Raw genomic sequence first — 15632 nt, 5'->3', positions numbered from 1 at the left:
TGCCAGGCCAGCGCCATGCCCGACGACCACAGGCTGACAGCCATCACCGCCGCCCACGCGGCGGAACTGCTGAACCATCTGCGACACGGCAGCGTGAATAGTCCGCAGCAGCTGGGCGCGCTGGCGGACGCCAACGCCAACGAGCTGATCCTGGACCTGCTGCAAGCCGCCCGGCCGGAAGACGGTTTTCTGTCGGAAGAATCCGCGCCCGATCCCACCCGCCTGTCGAAGCACCGCGTCTGGATCATCGACCCGCTGGACGGCACCCGCGAATACTGCGAACGCGGCCGCGACGACTGGGCGGTGCATGTCGCGTTGACCGAGGGCGGCGTGCCCACCGCCTGCGCCGTGGCGCTGCCGGCATCGCATCTGCTGTACAGCACCGCAGCGCCCCCGGAACTGGCCCCCGCGCCTTCCGGCAAACTGAAAATACTAGTCAGCCGCAGCCGGCCGCCGGAACTGGCGGCGCGGGTCGCCGCCAGGCTGGACGCCGAACTGGTGCCGATGGGGTCGGCCGGCGCCAAGGCGATGGCGGTGCTGCGCGGCGAGGCCCACGCCTATCTGCACAGCGGCGGCATGAACGAATGGGACACCTGCGCGCCGGTCGGCGTGGCGCTGGCCGCCGGCCTGCACGCCTCGCGCATAGACGGCAGCCCCTGCCGCTACAATCAGGCCGAACCGAGCATGCCGGACCTGCTGATCTGCCGGCCGGAGTGGGCGCAGCCGCTGCTGGGGGCGATAGCGGCGGAACAATAGCAGGCATCAGCCGGTGGCCAGCGCGCTCTTGCCGGCATCGGACGTCGCGCCCTGGATCATGATGGTTTTGGCGCTGGCGCGGCCTCTCATCCAGGTCGCCACCATGGCGGGAGCGGCCAAGGGCTCTGCCGCCAGAAAGCAAGACGATAAACGCCCCGGCCACGGCCAGCATGGGCCGCCACCGGGGCCGCGCAGCGTCTGCGCTTAAGCCCGCGCGGCGCGCAGCTGCTTCGCCGCGGCGACCATATTGCGCAAGGCCGGAATCACCTCGCTCCACTGTCGCGTCTTCAGGCCGCAATCCGGATTCACCCACAAACGCTCAGCCGGTATGCGCTCGGCCGCTTTTTGCATCAGCTGGACGATATGCGCCTCGCTGGGGATGTTCGGCGAATGGATGTCGTAGACGCCGGGGCCGATCTCATTGGGATAATTGAAATCGTCGAAGGCGTCGAGCAGCTCCATGTCGGAACGCGAGGTCTCGATGGTGATCACGTCTGCGTCCATGTCGGCGATCGAGGCAATGATGTCGTTGAACTCCGAATAGCACATATGGGTGTGGATCTGCGTTTCATCGCCCACGCCGTTGGCGGCGATGCGGAACGACTCCACCGCCCATGCCAGATACTCTTGCCATTGCGTCTTGCGCAGCGGCAAGCCTTCGCGCAGGGCCGCCTCGTCGATCTGAATCACCCGCACGCCGGCCTTTTCCAGATCCAAAACCTCTTCGCGGATGGCCAGCGCCAGCTGATAGCACGAAACCGCGCGCGGCTGGTCGTCGCGCACGAAAGACCAGTTCAGGATGGTCACCGGGCCGGTCAGCATGCCCTTCATCGGCTTTTGCGTCAGCGACTGCGCATAGCGGATCCATTGCACGGTCATGGCCTTGGGACGGCTGATGTCGCCGTATAGAATCGGCGGCTTCACGCAACGCGAACCATAGGACTGCACCCAGCCGAACTGGCTGAACGCGTAGCCATCCAGCTGCTCGCCAAAGTATTCCACCATATCGTTGCGCTCGGCCTCGCCATGCACCAGCACATCCAGGCCCAGCGCCTCTTGCTCGCGCACGCTGTGTTCGATCTCGGCGCGCATCGCAGCGATGTAGGCCGCCTCGTCGATTTCCCCGGCCTTGAACTGGCTGCGCGCCTGGCGGATGGCCGCGGTCTGCGGAAAAGAGCCTATGGTGGTGGTGGGATAGGCCGGCAGCTGCAATCGCGCGGCCTGCAAGGCGGCGCGTTGCGCGTAGCCGCTGCGGCGACGGCCCAACTGCGCGTCTATCTTGGCGACGGCGGCCTTCACCGCCGGATTGTTGACGCGCGGCGACCGGCGGCGGGCATCGATGGCGGCGCGGTTGGCCGCCAGCGCCTCGGCCACCGCCGCGCGGCCCTGGTTCAACGCCGTGGCCAGCACGCGCAGCTCTTCCAGCTTTTGCTTGGCGAAGGCCAGCCAGGATTGAATCTCGGCATCCAGCTTCTGCTCGCTATGCAAATCCACCGGCACATGCAGCAAGGAGCACGATGGAGCCAGCCACAAGCGATCGCCCAGCGCTTTCGACAGCGGCTCCAGCCAATCCAGCGCCGCGTTCAGATCGGTTTTCCAGATATTGCGGCCATTGATCACGCCGACGGACAGCACGCGGTCGGCCGGCCATTGCGCGGCCAATGCCTCCACTTCATGGCGGGCATGGACGGCATCAAGATGCGCGCCGTGCACCGGCAGCGCGGCGAGCAGCGGCAGATTGTCCTGCAGCTGGCCGAAGTAACTCGCCAATAGCAGCTTGGGCTTGCCGGTGCCCAGCGCCTGATAAGCCGTGGCGAACGCCTGCCGCCAGCCGGCATCCAGCTCGGTCGCCAGAATCGGCTCGTCTATCTGCACCCATTCCGCGCCCTCCGCCGCCAAGGCGTCCAGCAGCTGGACATACGCCGGTAGCAGGCGCGAGAGCAGCGCCAGCTTGTCGGAGCCATCCTTGGCCTTGCCCAAGGCCAGATAGGTGACCGGGCCGATGATCACCGGCTTGGCGCGGACGCCCTGCGCCTTGGCCTCGGCCAACTGCGCCAGCAGGCGCGAGGCATCCAGCTGGAAGGTCGTCGCCGCGCTGAATTCAGGAACGATGTAGTGATAGTTGGTATCGAACCATTTGGTCATCTCGCCAGCCGCCACGCCGCCGCAGCAATGGGCATGTTCTTCCGCCGATTGGGCCGAGCGGCCGCGCGCCACGCGGAAGTAATTGTCCAGCGCGTCGCCATGGAAATCGCGCACGCGCTCGGGCAGATTGCCCAGCGCAAAGCTCATGTCGAGCACTTGGTCGTAAAAGGAGAAATCGCCGACCGGCGCCCAATCCAGCTCCGACTGCTCCTGCCAGTGGCGACGGCGCAGCGCGGCGCCGACCGACTGCAACTCGTCGCGAGTGCTTTGGCCTTTCCAATACGATTCGAGGGCGAACTTCAGTTCGCGCTTGGCGCCGATGCGGGGGAATCCCAGGTTATGCGTAAATGCCACGATTTCTCCTTTTCTTAATAACCAAAAGTAGAAACATCGTAGAGCGGCCAATGCATGAAGAAAAATGGTATTGTTTCATCAATCAATGAAAACCATTCATGGAGTGAGCGCATGGCCACGCTTGAACGCATCCATCTGGCAATCATCCGCGCAGTAGACCAGCACGGTTCGCTGACCGCGGCGGCGGAACAGCTGCACCTGACCCAGTCCGCCCTGAGCCACACCATGCGCAAACTCGAAGACCAATTGGGCGTGGCGATCTGGCGCCGCGAGGGACGCAGCCTGCAGCCAACCCAGGCCGGGGAATATCTGCTGGCGGTAGCCAACCGGCTGCTGCCGCAGCTGAACCACGCCGAAGAGCGCATCAGACAATTCGCCCGCGGCGAAAGCGGCGCCCTGCGCATCGGCATGGAATGCCACCCCTGCTACCAGTGGCTGCTGAAAATCGTGTCGCCCTATCTGGCGGCCTGGCCCATGGTCGATGTGGACGTGAAGCAGAAATTCCAGTTCGGCGGCATCGGCGCGCTGTTCGGTTACGAGATAGACATGCTGGTCACCCCGGACCCGCTCTACAAACCAGGGCTGCGCTTCGAGCCGGTATTCGATTACGAGCAAGTGCTGGTGGTGGGGCCAGGACATCCCTTGCGCCATGCGCCGCACGCGCAAGCGGAACAACTGGTGGAGGAAACGCTGATCACCTACCCTGTGAGCATCGACCGGCTGGACGTCTATACCCAGTTCCTGATGCCGGCCGGCATCCAGCCCAAACGGCACAAGCCGATAGAAACCACCGACATCATGCTGCAAATGGTGGCCAGCGGCCGCGGCGTGGCGGCCCTGCCGCGCTGGCTGGTGGACGAGTACGCCGCCAAGCTGGACATTGCCGCGGTCAAACTGGGGGAGCATGGCATCGCCAAGCAGATTTTCCTGGGCATCCGCGAAACGGACGCCGACATCGACTACCTCAGCGCCTTTGTCCAACTTGCGCGCGGGGATCGCAGGTAAACCCCGCGGCTGTTCCCGCGCTATTGCACCGCCCTCACAGCAAGGTTGCCCAACCATGAAACGTTACCCGCAAGCCGACATCGACGCCGTCTACCGCGCCATCCGCGAGCGCCGCGACATGCGCCACTTCAAGCCGGAACCGGTCGATCCCGACATCATGCAGCGACTGCTGGCCGCAGCCCATTTCGCGCCCAGCGTAGGCTTCATGCAGCCATGGCGCTTCATCCGCATCCGCAGCCTTGAATTGCGCCGCCGGATGCACGCGCTGGTGGAGGAGGAGCGGATACAGACCGCCCGCGCGCTGGGCGAGCGCGAGGACGCGTTCATGAAGCTGAAGGTGGAGGGCCTGCTCGATTGCGGCGAAGTGCTGGTGGCCGCGCTGATGGACGGCCGCGAGCGGCATGTCTTTGGCCGCCGCACCCTGCCGGAGATGGACTTGGCCTCGGTGGCCTGCGCCATCCAGAACATGTGGCTGGCGGCGCGGGCCGAGGGCTTGGGGCTGGGCTGGGTGTCGATCTTCGATCCGGCCAAGTTGTCCGCGCTGCTGGGCATGCCGGACGGGGCGCGGCCGGTGGCGATACTGTGCATCGGCCACGTCGAAGCGTTTTACGAGCGCCCTATGCTGGAGCAGGAAAACTGGGCCAGCCGGCAGAATCTGGCGGATCTGGTCTACGATGAGCGCTGGCCAGGCGCCTGATCAAGACGATCCAGGCCGGATTTCGCCAAGAATAGAGGCAAACCGCACCAGCCAGCATGCGTGAAGCGCGGGTTTATCGCGGCGCGCCCTGCGCCAGCTGTTTCTGTAGACACGCCGGGCACAGGCAATCGCTATCGGCCGCCATGGGCGACAAGCCGCGCGGCAGGTCCGCGCACCAGCAGCCGCCTTGCTCCCCGCCCGCGCCGCAAGTAAAACCGCAGCCGCAACGCGCGCAGGTCTTGCGCAGCACCGGCAGCGGCAAAGCCAGCAGCCTCCGCCACACCTGTTCCTTCTGTTCCGCGCGATAACCGGACCAAGCGGCGATTTCGTCCAGCGTGCGATGGCAACCTGCGCACACCAGCCCGCTCTCGTCCACGCGGCAGACGCCTATGCAGGGGGACGGCACCGCCTTGTCTGACTGCTCCAAAACCACACCTCGAATTCCAGCAATGACTGCCGGGATGGTAACGCGTCGGCGCGGATCAGGCCAGCTGCCGCCAGCGCTGGCTCAGCCCCGCGGCGTGGAACAGCCCATAGCCGAGGCAAATCAGCGAGCTCCAGACGGCGAAGCATTGACCGCCTCCGGCCGCCACAGCCAGATGGGCAGCAAGACCAGGCCGCGCAAGAGATAGATGGCCGTGATGATGAGCAAGGCTGGTTTGAGCAAAGGCAATCGTCTCAAGCAACCCGCGCCGGAAAACGCATACAGCGCCCAAATGGCCAGAATGGCGGCGATGCCCAGCGTCACCAGCGCCGGCCACCACTCGCCCCTTCCGGCTGCCGCGGCCAGATCCGGCGGTGCGCCGAAAAAGAGATACCAAGCCGGTCCGCCGATAATGCAGGCAAGATGCAACAGGCTGGCCAGCAGGCTCAAGCCGCCGGCGATCAACAGATTGCGATTCATGGCGTACCTCTGGTTCGATTTTAACGATCAAAATAATAACATTGTCATTAATGGCTCGCATGAAAAACGGCGCGAAAATCGCGCCGCTTTCTTTACCCTCAAACCTGCTTACTTGGCCGCCGAGGCATCCTTGGCTGCCGCGCCGCCGCCGACGGTTTCCATCACTTTCCATTGGCCGTTTTCGACCTTGTACACCGTGATGCCGCCGTCTTTCAGATCGCCCTTCTCGTCATAGGTCCAGTTGCTGGAAGTCACGCCCTGGTGGGTGATCTTGGCAAGCACCGGCAGGTAGACTTTGGGGTCGGCCGAATTAGCCTGCTCCATCGCTTGGATCAGCGTGCGCGCCGCGTCGTAGCCGTACGGCGAGTAAGTCGCCACATCGGCCTTGAAGCGCGCCTTGTAGCGGGTTTCGTAGTCCTTGCCGCCCGGCATCTGCTCCAGCGGCAAACCTGCCAGCGAGGCGATGGTGCCGTCGGCTTCCTTGCCCGCCAGTTGCAGGAAGGTCGGGGTCTTGGTCATTTCGCCGGAAATCAGCGGCGCCTTCAGGCCCAGGCGCTTCATCTGCTTGACCATGGGCGCGGACTGCGCGTCGGCGCCGCCGTAGAACACCACGTCCGGATTCGCGCCCTTGATGGAGGTCAGGATGGCGGTGAAGTCGGTGGCCTTGTCATTGGTGAATTCGCGCTTCACCACGTCGCCGCCGGCGGCGCGCGCCGACTTCTCGAATTCGTCGGCCAGGCCCTGGCCGTAGGCGGTGCGGTCGTCGACGATGACGATCTTCTTGGCGTGGAGCTTCTCCACCGCGAACTTGCCCATCACGCCGCCCTGCTGGGTGTCGGACGTCATGGAACGGAAGGTGTTCTTGAAGCCTTGCGAGGTAAATACCGGCGAGGTAGCCATCGCGATCATCGGGATGCCGGCGTCGGAATAGATCTTGGAGGCCGGGATGGAAGTGCCGGAGTTGAAGTGGCCGACGATGCCGGCCACCTTGTCGTCGACGAACTTCTGCGCCAGCTGGGTGGCGGTTTTCGGATCAGCCTGATCGTCCTGCGCGTCGAGTTCAAACGTCACCAGCTTGCCGGCAATGGTCGGCTTCTCGGCGTTGGCGTCTTCTATGGCCAGCGTCACGCCGTTCTTGTATTCCTCGCCATAGTGCGATTGCGGGCCGGTGAGCGGCGCGGCGAAACCGATCTTGATCACGTTGCCGGCGCTGGCCGCGGCGGGCGCGGAGGCGGCTCCGGCAGGCGCGGCCTCTTCCTTCTTGCCGCAGGCGGACAGCGCAACAGCGGCGGCAACCGCCAGCGTCAGGGTGGACAGCTTGGATGCTTGCATCTCTCTCGTTCCTCTTCTCTTGCTTCTACTGCTTGCGTCGATATAACCGGCCAAAGCCGGATCCGTACTTGCTCTTTATAAAGTAAAAACTCTGGCCGCATTATTCCAACGCGGCCAGAGCCTGGCAAGTTCTTATTCAGTCATGCTCATCAGGCTGGCATTGCCGCCGGCCGCCGTGGTATTGACGCTCAAGGCGCGCTCGACCACTAGCCGGTGGATATTGTAGCCGCCCTCGCCGCGCAGGATCAGCGGCACCAGGGCGCCGTCGCGCGCGGCCAGCTTGCGGCGGGCCTCTTCCGCGCCGCTGCCGGCAAACAGCACGGCGGACACATCGGCGGCCAGCACATCGGCAGCCACTTCAGCATAGCCGTTCAGGGCGCGCGCGAGCTTGCGTCCTGCCTCATTGTCCGCCAGCACGGCGCGGTTCCCTGCGGCAAACGCGGCGGCCAGTTGTTCGGCCAAGGCCTGGACGTCATCCGCCACGCAGCCAACCCAGCCGCGGCCGGCAAAGGACAGGATATTGTTCTCGCCGGTCGGACCGGGCAAGGCCACGCTATGCGACAGCGGGCTGTCCTTGCGCGCGGCGGCGATCACGCCGTCCAGCGCCAGGCCCTGCGCCTTGGCGACGGAGGCCAGCGCGTCCAGCGCAGGCAGATCCGCTGCCTCTGCCTGAGCATTCAGCTTGGGCTGCCAGTCGGCGCGCGTCAGGCGATACAGATAGTAAGGACCGCCTGCCTTGGGACCGGTGCCGGACTTGCCTTCTCCGCCAAACGGCTGCACGCCCACCACTGCGCCGACGATGTTGCGGTTGACGTAGATGTTGCCCACCTTGATCTTGCCGCAGATGTCGGCGATGGTTTCGTCGATGCGGCTGTGTATGCCATGGGTCAGGCCATAGCCGGTGGCGTTGATTTCGGCCACCACCTTGTCCAGATCGGAAGCGGCGAAGCGCAGCACATGCAGCACCGGGCCGAACACCTCGCGCTTCAGCTCGGCCAGGTTGTCGATCTCGAACAGCGTCGGCGCCACATAGGTTCCGCGCTCGCAGTCCGCCGTCAGCTTGGTCTGATGCACAGCGCGCGCGGACTGTTTCATGCGCTCAATGTGAGCCAGCAAGCCAGCCTGCGCTTCGGCGTCGATCACCGGACCGACATCGGTGGTCAGTTTGGCAGGATTGCCGACGGTCAGCTCGTCCATCGCGCCCTTGATCATCTTGATGACTTTGTCGGCGATGTCGTTTTGCAGATACAGCACGCGCAACGCCGAGCAGCGCTGGCCGGCGGAATCGAAGGCCGAGCTCAGCACGTCGGTCACCACCTGTTCCGGCAGCGCCGAGCTGTCGACGATCATCGCGTTCATGCCGCCGGTTTCCGCCACCAGCACGGTGTCGTCGCTGCGCTTGGCCAGCGTGCGGTTAATGATCTGCGCCACCTCGGTGGAGCCGGTGAAGATCACACCCTGGATGCGCGCGTCGCCGGTCAGCGCCGCGCCCACCACTTCGCCGCGGCCCGGCAGGAACTGCAGGGCCGCGCGCGGCACCCCGGCCTCGTGCAGCAAACGCACGGCGTAGGCGGCGATCAGGCTGGTTTGCTCGGCCGGCTTGGCCAGCACGGTATTGCCGGCGGCCAAGGAAGCCGCTACTTCACCGATGAAAATGGCGAGCGGGAAATTCCACGGGCTGATGCACACCACCGGGCCCAGCGGCAGGTGCGTGGCGTTGTCAAACTCGGACACGATCTGCGCCGCGTAATAGCGGCAGAAGTCCACCGCCTCGCGCACTTCGGCGATGGCGTTGTTCAAGGTCTTGCCTGCCTCGCGCACAGCCAGCGCCATCAGCGCCGGCATATTCGCTTCCATCAAGTCCGCCATGCGGTTCAGGCAGGCGGCGCGCTCGGCTGCCGGCGTAGCCGCCCAGCTGGCGGCAAAATCGGCCGACTGTTGCAGCGCGCGCTCGACATCGTCTGCGCTGGCTTCCAGCACTTTGCCTACCACGTCGCTGTGGTCGGCGGGGTTGCGCACGGCCAGCAGCTCGCCGTCAGTGACATCGCCGTCGCCCAGCATGGGGAAGGCGGCCCAGCGTTGCTGCTCGGCTGCCTGCAGCCCCAGTTGCAAGGTGTTCAGCACATGCTCGCTGGACAGGTCCAACCCCTTGGAATTGCGGCGTCCATGGCCGTAGAGCTCAAGCGGCAGCGGAATCTTGCTGTGCGGCTGGCCGGCGAAAGCGGCGGCTTCGGCTACCGGGTCGGTCACCAGCTCATCAATGGAGACGCCCTCGTCGACGATGCGGTTGACGAAAGACGAGTTGGCGCCGTTTTCCAGCAGGCGGCGCACCAGATAAGCCAGCAGCGTCTCGTGCGAACCCACCGGCGCGTAGATGCGGCAGGCCTTGCCCAGCTTGTCTTTGCCGACGACTTGGTCATACAGCGTCTCGCCCATGCCGTGCAGGCACTGGAATTCATAATCCTTGCCCGCCGCCAGATTGTAGATGGCCGACAGACTGTAGGCATTGTGGGTGGCGAACTGCGGGTAGATGGCGTCCTGGGCGGCCAGCAGCTTCTTGGCGCAAGCGAGATACGACACGTCGGTATACACCTTGCGGGTATAGACTGGATAGCCCGGCATGCCATCCACCTGGGCTCGCTTCACCTCGGCGTCCCAATAGGCGCCCTTGACCAGGCGCACCATGAAGCGGTGGCCGCTGCGGCGCGCCAGATCGATCAGAAAATCGATGACGAAGGGACAGCGCTTCTGGTAAGCCTGCACCACGATGCCGATGCCCTCGAAGCCGTTCAGATCCGGATCATTGGCCAACGCCTCCACCAAGTCCATAGAGATTTCCAGACGGTCGGCTTCCTCGGCGTCGATATTGAGGCCGATGTTGTATTGTTTGGCCAGCAGGAACAGCGCCTTCAGGCGCGGGAGCAGCTCCGCCATCATCCGCTCATGCTTGAGGCGGCTGTAGCGCGGGTGGATGGCGGACAGTTTCACCGAGATGCCCGGGCCATCGTAAATGCCGCGGCCGTTCGACTCCTTGCCTATGGCGTGGATGGCGGTGACATAGTCATTCAGATAGCGCTGCGCGTCGGCCTCGGTCATCGCCGCCTCGCCCAGCATGTCGTAGCTGAAGCGGTAGCCGCGCGCTTCGCGCTCCCGGCCATTGGCCAGCGCTTCTTCAATGGTTTCGCCGGTGACGAACTGCTTGCCCAGCATGCGCATGGCCATGTCCACGCCCTTGCGGATCAGCGGCTCGCCGCCCTTGGCGATCAGCCGGGTCATCGCGGCCGACAGGCCGGAAGCGCTATGGGAGGAAACCAGCTTGCCGGTCACCAACAAGCCCCAGGCTGCGGCATTGACGAACAGCGACGCGCTGTTGCCCAGGTGGGCTTTCCAGTCGCCGCGGGAAATCTTGTCGCGGATCAGCTTGTCTGCCGTCTCGCGGTCCGGGATGCGCAGCAGCGCCTCCGCCAGACACATCAGGGCGATGCCTTCGCTGCTGTCCAGCGAGAACTCGTGCATCAGCGCGTCCACGCCGCTGGCACGGGTGCGCTCACGGCGCACCTCCGTCACCAGGCGGCGCGCCAACTGCTGCACCGCGGCGATCTGCTCGGGACTCATCGCCGCCTGCGCAAGCAAGGCTTGCACGCACTCGCGCTCGTCGCGCCGGTAAGCGGCGGTGATCGCATCGCGCAGGGTAGACTGCTGATGAGCAAAAGATTCAAACTGCATGGGCTTCTCCGATATTGTTTTTGCTGTCCCGGACCAGGGGCTGTTAACGAGTGCTGAGCGGCTCCTCGAAAGACCTCTCCGCCAGGCGCTCCCCAGGCTCCAGGCAATCGGACTATTGTATACAACTGCAATAAAAGTTGTTGGACAATATAAAATATTCTTTAGCTTGCAAGCACTCACTCTAGCAAGATAGACACAGCAAAAACCCCATGCAATCCGCGCCTTCCGGATTCTTTGCCATAGCTAGTCAAGCGGGATCAAATCCTTCCACAATCAGGACAATCACATGTGAAATGTTCTGCTTGTCACAGGCTCCAGTTTTGACAGCAGCGAGCGCGCGCTTTCGACATTGAGCCCGTCCTTGGCTATCAGCAAGCCCCTTGCTGCAGCCTGCGTCAAACGGTTGCCATGGTCGAACGCCGTGACCGCAGCCATGCGTCGGCAAAGCAGCGAACCGATCCTTCCCTGGGTGAAATACTGGCGGAAATTCTGGGCAAGAGCGCCATGGTCAAAATCTGCAAAACTTGCGCGGACGCGCACGGCCTTGTCGAGGACTATCTGCCGCCAAGCGCGGTCATCGGCGCCATGCTGGAACTGGCGGAATGGACGCGGGCAGCAGCAGATAAGGGGATGAGCTTTTTAGGAGGGCTGAAAATCAGGCAAACATCATTTCCAGATCGGATAAATCCTGCCCGATGGGCAAGGGGGAGGACCACAAAGTTTTGTTATTGCTAAGGTGGGAAAACGTCTGGCAAGTCGCCATCATATCGACCCTGTTGATGTTGACCCGCCCCGGCAGGCGGCTGATCCACCAGGCGGTCTCCGCCACGTCTCGCGGCAACAGGTAATCGTAAGGCATCTGTTGCCGCCGCAAGGCCTCCACATCCCCGTCCAGTCTTCCAAGCGCCAGTTCGGTATCCTTCACCGTACCCGGCTCAATCGACGTCACCCGGATAGCGCTGCCTGCCAAGTCCGCGCGCAGCGCCAGAGAAAATTGTTTGGAAAATGCTTTGCTGGCGCAGTAAATCGCATTGCCCGGACGCGGATAACTGCCTGCCGTCGAACCGATATTGATGATCAGGCCTCGATTACGCTGCACCATGCCGGGCAAAACGAGGCGCGTGCAGGCAATGAGTCCGTTGACATTGGTATCCACCATGCGTTGCCAATGATCGAGATCGCTCAGATGCGGCGCGCTATCGCCCAGCGTCACGCCGGCGCAATTGATCAGAACATCGATGCCCTGAAACCGTTCAGGCAAGTTGGACAGCTCGCGACTCAGCATCGAGGCATCCGCCACGTCCTGGCAAATCAGATGAACCGGCACGTTCAAAAACTTCTTCAACGCTTGCAAACGCTCCTGCCGACGCGCCAGCAATATCAGCGAGTGCCCTTCCTCAGCGAACTTGCGGGCGCAGGCGGCGCCAATTCCGGAGCTTGCGCCAGTAATGAGTATGGTCATGATTGTTTTCTGATAAAAGTCCGCGGCGCGCCATTGCGCCGCGGCAAACGATCAGTGGACTTCCGGCACGGCTTGCGCAGGTGCCTGGGTACCGGTCGCGTATAGATGGAAAATCATCAACAGGCTGAGCGCCGTCACGACGACATACAAGGAGGCCAGCGGGGTCAGCACATCCACGCGCAATAAGCTGGAAACATACATAATCAGCCCGGCGCAGATGGTGAAAGAGAATCCCAGCAGCGAACTGGCCAGTCCGGCAACTTGCGGAAACAACGCCACGCTGCGCGCCATCAGATTCGGGAAGATCACCCCGGCAAAAAAGGTGATGATCAATGGCGGCACAACCAATGCCGACAAGGTCAGGCCATAGCGATTGGCAAGGAAAAGCATCACGGCGGCGCAAGCCAAATTGATGATAGAGGCCGTTTTGCACAACACGGCAGCGCGTATGCGACCCGCGATGATACGATTGCTGAAAACTCCGGCAAAATAGGTCAGCCCCATGGCCAGCGCAATATTCCCAAAGAAAACCGGCGACTGATGCAACACATCCTGCACCATGAAGGGCGCGCACAAATTAAATGTCAGCAATACGCCATAGCACAATCCCATGGTCAGGAAGTTCAGATGAAATTCCTTGCTGCGGAAAATGGCGCCAATATTTTGCAAAATCACTCGCGGCCGCAGCGGCACCGGCGTTTTCAATGACTCTTTGTAACCGAACACGGTCAAACCGCAGAGCAATACACCGTAAGCGAACAGAAAATACAGGCAGGACTCCCAGCCGAAATGCTTCTGCAATTGCGCTCCAATCACAGGGGCGACAATCGGTCCCATTCCCCAGCCGATGACCATATAGGTCATCACATGCGCCAGCTTCTGACCGGAAAAGTTATCCGGCGCAATCGCTTTCATCACAACCGAAGCGGATGCGATGCCAAGCCCCTGTATCACCCGGGCGGCAAGGAACAATGAAAATTCATGTGTCTGCAAAATAATCAGACTGCCAATCATGTACAGGCCCAGCCCGGCCAGCAAAGCCGTCTTGCGCCCGTAGGCATCGGCAATCGGCCCGTAGAACAGCTGCCCGCATGCGAAGCTGACCAAATACGCCGTCACGCTCAGTTGTATGCTTTGCTGGCTTACCTGAAAAGCGCTCCGCATCTCCGGCAATGCAGTCACATAGATATCGATTGCCATTTGACCGATAGGAGCCAACGCCACAATCAATAGCATCATCAGGAGGGGATGATTCAAGGTTTTTTTCATGATTCGACTCTCACCGTCAGGCATTGATCAATTCAAATGACTGGCCGGCAAGCTGATGCAAAGCATGCTTATACTGATTGCGCCGCCATACCAGATGTGTCGTCATCATGCGACCCTTGTACATGCCAGCTTGGCATGTGCTTAATTCGAGCAGATCATCTTGAAGGCGCATTTGCCGGATCAGCGAGCGCCCTTCCCAGTTCGGGAATAGGCTGTTAACCATATGGTGGGTGATCAACCCGCGGACCACCTTGTCATCTCCAGCCTCCGCCTCGTCCAGGACCTCAATCTCGTACAAACCCGAATAGGCAAAATATCCTCGCGCCGCTTGCCCGATCTCATACTCGGTCTTTTCATGCAGTTGATCCGATTGAAAACGCGGCCGGTTTGCCACCATGATCTGTACAGACATGTGACCATCCTGCGAGTACATAATCAAACCGCTAGGATGCTCCCCCATGGGGTACTCAAGTCTCCCATCGTCATCGCGTTTGAAATAGGACTGCAGCTCCCAGCTGCCCACGATCAGCAAATTCGACATTTCATCCATTCCTAGTCTTGATAAATCAATCCAAACAGTCGGATTGCATATATAATCGTTCGAGGAGGAATAATATTCAAAATGGATTTTCAAAGAAAGCCTCAGCTCTGCATAAGTGACATGCAAATTTGCATAGCTTGCATAAGGTTCAATGATGAATTGGAATGATGTTCGCTTTTTCCTAGCCATCTACCGCAACGGCACCTTAAGCGCAGCCGCCAGGTTACTGGCTGTGGACCAGGCCACCGTTGGCAGAAGGCTCGCCGCCCTGGAAAGCAGCCTGGGATCCCGGTTGTTTCTAAGAGGCTCCTCAGGCTATACCCCAACGCCGCTGGCTGAAGAGATTCTTGCAGAAGCCATGCAAGTGGAGCAGGCGGCACTCAAGTTGGAAAGCAAGTCCCAAGGCCAGGACAATCTCGCTTGCGGACGCGTACGCATCGCCACCACGGATACGCTTGCTCAGGCATTGGTCATTCCGGCGATGACGCATCTGCGTTCCAGACACCCACGGATTGAATGCAACTTGGTATCCGGGCAGGAACTCATCAGCCTCACAAGGCGCGAGGCCGACATCGCCATCCGCACCGTCAAACCCAACAATCCCGATTTGATCGTCCGCAAGCTGGCGGATCTATCCGTACACTTGTATGCCAGCCAGGCTTACCTGGATCGCCGCGGAGCCCCGCTACGCGGCACTCAATTCTTGGGGCATGAACTATTGCTGCCACTGGTCAATACCGGCTGGGCAGAGATGGAAAAACTATCCGGAGAACCCATAAGCCAAGGGACCATCGCAGCCCGCTTCAGTAGTTTATGGGGCATGCTATCCGCTTGCGCATCAGGCATCGGGATTGCCGAATTGCCGGATTTTGTCGCCGCATGGGGCGGCGACATGAAACAGATCTGGCCCGGGCACGACAAAACCTATCCGATATGGCTGGTTGTGCCGCCCGATCTCTATAAAACCTCACGTGTTCGGGCCGTTATCGACATGATTGATGAAGTGCTTTCCGGAAAGGGACCCGATATCTGGCAAACCCCAGGAAGCTGGCTTATGCCATACGCATCACTGCCTTGCCCCGCTTGAGCCGCGACCAAGAAAAAGTGAATGTCGGCGCAGGAATGCAAAAACCCCGGACCATTGTCCGGGGTTTTCTATATGGGATCTGGCGATGTCCTACTTTCACATGGCGAATGCCACACTATCATCGGCGCTAAGATGTTTCACGGTCCTGTTCGGGATGGGAAGGCGTGGAGCCATCTCGCTATGGTCGCCAGAAAAAACGTGAACGCTGTCGCGTAATTCTGGTTGCGCTTCATCTGAAGCGCAACACCGAGTCCTATGGACTCGGTGCTATCGTATGGGGCGTCTGGCGGTGTCCTACTTTCACATGGCGAATGCCACACTATCATCGGCGCTAAGGCGTTTCACGATCCTGTT

At 61.6% G+C, this 15632-nt stretch carries 13 protein-coding genes and 1 rRNA gene; 4 read left to right on the top strand and 10 right to left on the bottom strand.

The window, feature by feature from the left end:
- Window positions 1-15: 15 nt before the first annotated feature.
- Window positions 16-756 (top strand): 3'(2'),5'-bisphosphate nucleotidase CysQ, encoded by a 741-nt coding sequence (locus tag QUG01_RS18455; RefSeq protein WP_500831358.1) that lies wholly within the window; start codon window positions 16-18, stop codon window positions 754-756.
- A gap of 204 nt (window positions 757-960) precedes the next feature.
- On the opposite strand, the gene metE is transcribed toward QUG01_RS18455, so the two are convergent.
- Window positions 961-3255 carry a 5-methyltetrahydropteroyltriglutamate--homocysteine S-methyltransferase gene (gene metE / locus QUG01_RS18450; RefSeq protein WP_500831357.1) on the bottom strand — a complete coding sequence of 765 codons (2295 nt, stop codon included), beginning with the start codon at window positions 3253-3255 and terminating at the stop codon, window positions 961-963.
- Window positions 3256-3366: 111 nt separating this feature from the next.
- Between metE and QUG01_RS18445 the strand changes: the two genes are divergently transcribed.
- Complete coding sequence (locus QUG01_RS18445; protein ID WP_043629020.1) at window positions 3367-4260, top strand: LysR family transcriptional regulator; 894 nt, start codon at window positions 3367-3369, stop codon at window positions 4258-4260.
- Window positions 4261-4315: 55 nt separating this feature from the next.
- Window positions 4316-4957, top strand: coding sequence for a 5,6-dimethylbenzimidazole synthase (gene bluB, locus QUG01_RS18440; RefSeq protein ID WP_500831356.1), 642 nt, complete (start codon window positions 4316-4318; stop codon window positions 4955-4957).
- Window positions 4958-5030: 73 nt separating this feature from the next.
- Here the strand turns inward: bluB and QUG01_RS18435 are convergent, their stop codons facing one another.
- The 8 genes from QUG01_RS18435 to QUG01_RS18400 form a co-directional block, all read right to left on the bottom strand.
- A complete protein-coding gene (locus QUG01_RS18435) occupies window positions 5031-5390 on the bottom strand; it encodes a cysteine-rich CWC family protein (RefSeq protein ID WP_500831355.1) in 360 nt (119 codons plus the stop codon).
- A 114-nt stretch (window positions 5391-5504) separates the two neighbouring features.
- A complete protein-coding gene (locus tag QUG01_RS18430) occupies window positions 5505-5861 on the bottom strand; it encodes a hypothetical protein (RefSeq protein WP_500831354.1) in 357 nt (118 codons plus the stop codon).
- A gap of 108 nt (window positions 5862-5969) precedes the next feature.
- On the bottom strand, window positions 5970-7193 hold the full coding sequence (locus QUG01_RS18425; protein ID WP_500831353.1) for a branched-chain amino acid ABC transporter substrate-binding protein: 1224 nt from the start codon (window positions 7191-7193) through the stop codon (window positions 5970-5972).
- 132 nt (window positions 7194-7325) lie between these two features.
- The gene (gene putA / locus QUG01_RS18420) at window positions 7326-10919 is read right to left on the bottom strand and encodes a trifunctional transcriptional regulator/proline dehydrogenase/L-glutamate gamma-semialdehyde dehydrogenase (protein WP_500831352.1); all 3594 of its coding nucleotides are present in this window, start codon (window positions 10917-10919) and stop codon (window positions 7326-7328) included.
- A gap of 282 nt (window positions 10920-11201) precedes the next feature.
- Entirely contained in the window at window positions 11202-11459 is a 258-nt protein-coding gene (locus tag QUG01_RS18415; RefSeq protein ID WP_500831351.1) for a hypothetical protein, read from the bottom strand.
- A 115-nt stretch (window positions 11460-11574) separates the two neighbouring features.
- On the bottom strand, window positions 11575-12381 hold the full coding sequence (locus tag QUG01_RS18410; RefSeq protein ID WP_500831350.1) for an SDR family NAD(P)-dependent oxidoreductase: 807 nt from the start codon (window positions 12379-12381) through the stop codon (window positions 11575-11577).
- A gap of 51 nt (window positions 12382-12432) precedes the next feature.
- Window positions 12433-13650 (bottom strand): multidrug effflux MFS transporter, encoded by a 1218-nt coding sequence (locus tag QUG01_RS18405; protein WP_500831349.1) that lies wholly within the window; start codon window positions 13648-13650, stop codon window positions 12433-12435.
- 16 nt (window positions 13651-13666) lie between these two features.
- Complete coding sequence (locus QUG01_RS18400) at window positions 13667-14191, bottom strand: lipocalin-like domain-containing protein (protein ID WP_158248710.1); 525 nt, start codon at window positions 14189-14191, stop codon at window positions 13667-13669.
- Between the two features lie 151 nt (window positions 14192-14342).
- Here QUG01_RS18400 and QUG01_RS18395 point away from each other — a divergent pair, with 151 nt between their 5' ends.
- Window positions 14343-15278, top strand: coding sequence for a LysR family transcriptional regulator (locus tag QUG01_RS18395; RefSeq protein ID WP_500831348.1), 936 nt, complete (start codon window positions 14343-14345; stop codon window positions 15276-15278).
- Window positions 15279-15355: 77 nt separating this feature from the next.
- Here QUG01_RS18395 and rrf read toward each other — a convergent pair.
- Window positions 15356-15470 (bottom strand): 5S ribosomal RNA (gene rrf / locus QUG01_RS18390).
- Window positions 15471-15632: the final 162 nt, after the last annotated feature.

Source organism: Chromobacterium sp. CCUG 76385 (genome assembly GCF_059916625.1).
This window is presented reverse-complemented; position numbering and strand designations above follow the sequence as displayed.

Excerpts from the sequence above, each read along its gene's own strand:
- QUG01_RS18445 (WP_043629020.1), top strand. The coding sequence starts at position 3,367 with ATGGCCACGCTTGAACGCATCCATCTGGCAATCATCCGCGCAGTAGAC.
- bluB (WP_500831356.1), top strand. The coding sequence starts at position 4,316 with ATGAAACGTTACCCGCAAGCCGACATCGACGCCGTCTACCGCGCCATC.
- QUG01_RS18455 (WP_500831358.1), top strand. The coding sequence starts at position 16 with ATGCCCGACGACCACAGGCTGACAGCCATCACCGCCGCCCACGCGGCG.
- QUG01_RS18400 (WP_158248710.1), bottom strand. The coding sequence starts at position 14,191 with ATGTCGAATTTGCTGATCGTGGGCAGCTGGGAGCTGCAGTCCTATTTC.
- QUG01_RS18430 (WP_500831354.1), bottom strand. The coding sequence starts at position 5,861 with ATGAATCGCAATCTGTTGATCGCCGGCGGCTTGAGCCTGCTGGCCAGC.
- QUG01_RS18410 (WP_500831350.1), bottom strand. The coding sequence starts at position 12,381 with ATGACCATACTCATTACTGGCGCAAGCTCCGGAATTGGCGCCGCCTGC.
- QUG01_RS18425 (WP_500831353.1), bottom strand. The coding sequence starts at position 7,193 with ATGCAAGCATCCAAGCTGTCCACCCTGACGCTGGCGGTTGCCGCCGCT.
- putA (WP_500831352.1), bottom strand. The coding sequence starts at position 10,919 with ATGCAGTTTGAATCTTTTGCTCATCAGCAGTCTACCCTGCGCGATGCG.
- QUG01_RS18395 (WP_500831348.1), top strand. The coding sequence starts at position 14,343 with ATGATGAATTGGAATGATGTTCGCTTTTTCCTAGCCATCTACCGCAAC.
- QUG01_RS18405 (WP_500831349.1), bottom strand. The coding sequence starts at position 13,650 with ATGAAAAAAACCTTGAATCATCCCCTCCTGATGATGCTATTGATTGTG.